Genomic DNA, 3,786 nt, shown 5'->3' on the forward strand with positions numbered 1-3,786 from the left:
AGATTCCCACGTCTCACCTCTCGCCTCTCACGTCTCACGTATATATCTTGGCGATTGGCTTTATAATGCAGGTATAGTTGGATTTTTAAGAATTAACAGCCATCTTTGGTATGTAAAAGATGAAAAAATAATTTCAAAAGACGAAAATCTTTTAAAAATTGAAGATAACTATATAGAGATTGACAGAAAAATTTTTGATGGCTTTACTGACAGATTTTTTGATTATGCTTTTAATCTCTATGGTAGGTACGATAGAAAATTAAAAAGATTTAAAGAATTGCTTGAAAACCTAAATGATGGAACATTTAAAGATGTCTATGAAGACTTCAAAGAAGAAGTCAACGGTTTTACACTTTTAAAAAATAAACTTGGAGACATAAAAGCTAAAAACTCTCAAGAGCTTAAACATCTGATTGAAAAAGCAATAAGAATTTTGGAGCAGGACAAAGAGGAGTTTGTAGAAAGCGACGTTCAGATATTTTTAAGGAGTTTTAACGGTCAAAAAAGCTTTTTAAATAAAACTATTACAAAAGATAGAAAAAAGAAATTTTATGAAGACTTTGAAGAGCCTTTAAAAACGGATAGCAATCAAAAAGATAAAAAATTCACTTGTGTAATCTGTGGAGACAGACCGGCAAAAAAAGACACAAATTATGATACAGGATTTTCGCCAATATTTGGACTAAATAAAGACGCAGTTAACTTTGCTTGGAATTTCAATACAAAACTACCATCCTGTGATATCTGTGAAATCGTTTACTTTTGCTATTTTGCAGGGCTTACAGAGTTAAACGGGAAGTATTACTTTGTAAATTTAGATGATTCTGTTGAATCTTTAATGCTTGCAAACGACTTGTTTAAAGAAGAGATAGAAAAATCTCCTGAAAATCCTTTTATAGACTTTTTTACAGAGTATTTATTAAGAATAAAAAAATCGCAAGCTAAATACACCCTGTCAAACATAAACTTCATAGAAACAGAATTAAAAGAAACACTTCCAAAAGTTTTTAGCTTTAACATCGATTATAAAACTGCTGAATTCATAGAAAAAAATCATGAAAATCTTAAGTCATTGTCTAAATCATTTTTTATGCTACCAGATAAAAATAAAACAAGAGTCTATATTCTCACAGAGTTTTTAAACTTGATTTTGAAGAAAGATTTAAACTATGGGCTTTTATACAAAATCTTTAAAAGTGCTACGCAAGATAAAGCTTATGTCAGTAATTATAATTTACAAAGGTTAATAATTATGTATCTTCTTTATAAACAAAAAGTTGGAGGTAAAGAGATGGGCTTAGAAGAAAAAAGTTTATGGGCTATGTACATGCAAGGAAAAAATCTTCTTGAAAGGCTAAAAGAAAGAGATGCAGAAAACAAAATCCAATCTATAGCATATAAGCTTTTAAATGCTTTAAAGATTGGAGATGTAAACCAGTTTATGGATGTGATGATGAGAGTTCACATGGCATATGATTTAGAAGTTCCAAGCTTGTTAATAAAAGCACTGCAAGATAAAGATAACTTTTATCTTCTTGGATACAGTTTTTTAAACGGACTACTTGGAAAAGAAAATAAATTACAGGAGGAAAGCCAATGAAAATGAAAGGTTTAACTTTAACAGTAATCTTTGAAGCTTCAAGCTTAAACTATGGTGAAACTGTTGGAAACATTTCAGAGCTAAAAAAACTTACAAGAGATGGTGAAGTATATACCTACATGTCAAGACAGGCTTTAAGGTACGAAGTTTTTAGAAAATTAAGAGAGCTTTATAACGTAGATGCTGGTAAGGAAGTTCCGTTATCAGATGAAAAAGGAACAATCCAGTTTAAACCAACTGCAAACATAAAAGATTATGTAGAAGTTGACCTATTTGGTTATATGAAAACTGATAAAGGCAAAGGTTCTTTGACAAGGTCAGCGGTTGTTAGATTTTCTCCTGCTATATCATTATCTCCAATGGCTTTTGATGTAGAGTTTGGAGCTAATCATGACTTTGCAAAAAGAATAAACGTAAATCCTAATCCGTTCCAGTTTGAAGTTCACAGTTCTTTGTATACCTATACAGTAGCAATAGATTTAGACATGGCAGGAGTAGACCCAAACGATGGCTTAGAGTTAGATGGCACTGAAAAAGCAAGAAGAGTAAACATGGTTCTTGATGCTTTAAAAATCTTAGATAGAGAGATTAAAGGAAGGACAGAAAATTTAAGTCCGTTGTTTGTAATTGGCGGACTTTATCCTGTTAAAAATCCATTCTTCCTTGGAAGGATAAACGTAAACTACGATAGAAATCAAAGAAAGTACAGCTTAAACACAAAAGAAATAGAATCTGTTCTTGGCTTAAAGCTAAATGATAATTCTGTAAAAGATTATACTTCTTGCGGGCTTGTAGAGGGCTTTTGGGCAAATGAAGACTATATTATACAAAATCTAAATGGAAAAACTATTAGCGATTTCTTTGAAGAATTAAAATCTAAGGTAAATCAGCACTATAACGTGAAACGTGAGACGTGAGACGTGAGACGTTGTTTATAGGAGTTAAATTATGAGAGTTTTAAGAGTAAAGCTATATCAAGAGTTTGCATGTTATAGAAAGCCAATGACTTATGGATTTTGGGAGACCTATCCTCTCCCGCCGCTGTCAACTGTAAAAGGATTTTTTCATTATGTTGTAGAGGCAAAAGAGTATATACCGGCAAGATACGGTATTCAAGGAAAGTTTAAATCTGTCGTTCTTGACATGCAAAGCATGTACAAATTTGGTAGAAAAGACTCAGAAAACAAGGGAATTATCATAGAAGGTTTTAACAAGCCACTTTTGAAATCTCCAATATACGTATCCAATCTTTACGCAGTTGAGCTTACAATCTATATAGAGTCTAAATTAGAGTATTTAGAAAAGTTTAGAGAAAATCTTTTAAATCTTGAGTATCCATCACTTGGAAGAAAAGAAGACCTTGTAAGAGTTGACTCGGCAGATATAGTAGAGCTTATAGAAAGGGATTTGTTTGAAGACAACTATGAGTTAAAAGACGGAATCTATTTTTCAAAAGAAAAAGCAAAAGAGCTTGAAGTAAATGGAATAAACTACAGAATGAATTTTTACTACGAAAGCAAAAACGGGATAAAATTTTTCAAGAAAAAGGACGTTGTGTATGTTGATAGTGGGATATTAAAAGACGGAAGCATTTTGTATGACAAAGAGAGAAAAAAAGTTGTTGATTTAATCGGAGATTAACATGAATCAGTATATAGCCAAATTATCAGGAAATAACCAACAAACACTACAAGAACACACAGAAAAGCTTTTAGAAAACTTTGAGATTTTAAAAAAATACATTCAATTAGACAAAGAAACAGAAAAAGCCGTTTATTTAGCTTGTTTATTTCATGATATTGGAAAAGCATCAAAAGAATTTCAAGCAAAGATAACAAAGCAAAAACCACAACCAAAGCAGGAAATACCTCATAATCTTCTATCTGCAATAATTTTTTACTTTCTTAGAAATCCTTATTACAAGGACAATAAACGCTTATTTGAAAAAATACAGTATGCAATAGCATATCACCATGACAGATATGATGCAGATATTGACAAATCAAAGCCGATTTTAGAAGATTTTGCTATCAGAGTTGAAAACGACCTAAAAGATTGGATTTTAGAAAAGTTGAAGAACTTAGAGATTACTCAGTTAAATATTAATAAAGAGAAGCTATCTATTGCTATTAATTTCTGCTATTAGAATTTAAAAAGCAGATTTTAAGAAATGAAAATTTTCTAAA

Annotated in this window: 4 protein-coding genes; all 4 read left to right on the forward strand. The window is 31.0% G+C overall.

Annotated features, from left to right (window positions below; all coding sequences use genetic code 11):
- Window positions 1–1,600 (forward strand): type I-B CRISPR-associated protein Cas8b1/Cst1 (gene cas8a1, locus SULYE_RS06840; RefSeq protein WP_007547872.1); only part of this gene is annotated, 1,600 nt, incomplete at its 5' end.
- Window positions 1,597–2,517 carry a type I-B CRISPR-associated protein Cas7/Cst2/DevR gene (gene cas7i / locus SULYE_RS06845; RefSeq protein WP_007547873.1) on the forward strand — a complete coding sequence of 307 codons (921 nt, stop codon included), beginning with the start codon at window positions 1,597–1,599 and terminating at the stop codon, window positions 2,515–2,517. The genes cas8a1 and cas7i, both read left to right, overlap by 4 nt.
- A 31-nt stretch (window positions 2,518–2,548) precedes the next feature.
- Window positions 2,549–3,241 carry a type I-B CRISPR-associated protein Cas5b gene (cas5b, locus tag SULYE_RS06850; RefSeq protein ID WP_007547874.1) on the forward strand — a complete coding sequence of 231 codons (693 nt, stop codon included), beginning with the start codon at window positions 2,549–2,551 and terminating at the stop codon, window positions 3,239–3,241.
- Window position 3,242: 1 nt separating this feature from the next.
- A complete protein-coding gene (locus SULYE_RS06855; RefSeq protein WP_007547875.1) occupies window positions 3,243–3,746 on the forward strand; it encodes a CRISPR-associated endonuclease Cas3'' in 504 nt (167 codons plus the stop codon).
- Window positions 3,747–3,786 lie beyond the last annotated feature (40 nt).

The organism is Sulfurihydrogenibium yellowstonense SS-5 (genome assembly GCF_000173615.1).
Taxonomy (GTDB): domain Bacteria; phylum Aquificota; class Aquificia; order Aquificales; family Hydrogenothermaceae; genus Sulfurihydrogenibium; species Sulfurihydrogenibium yellowstonense.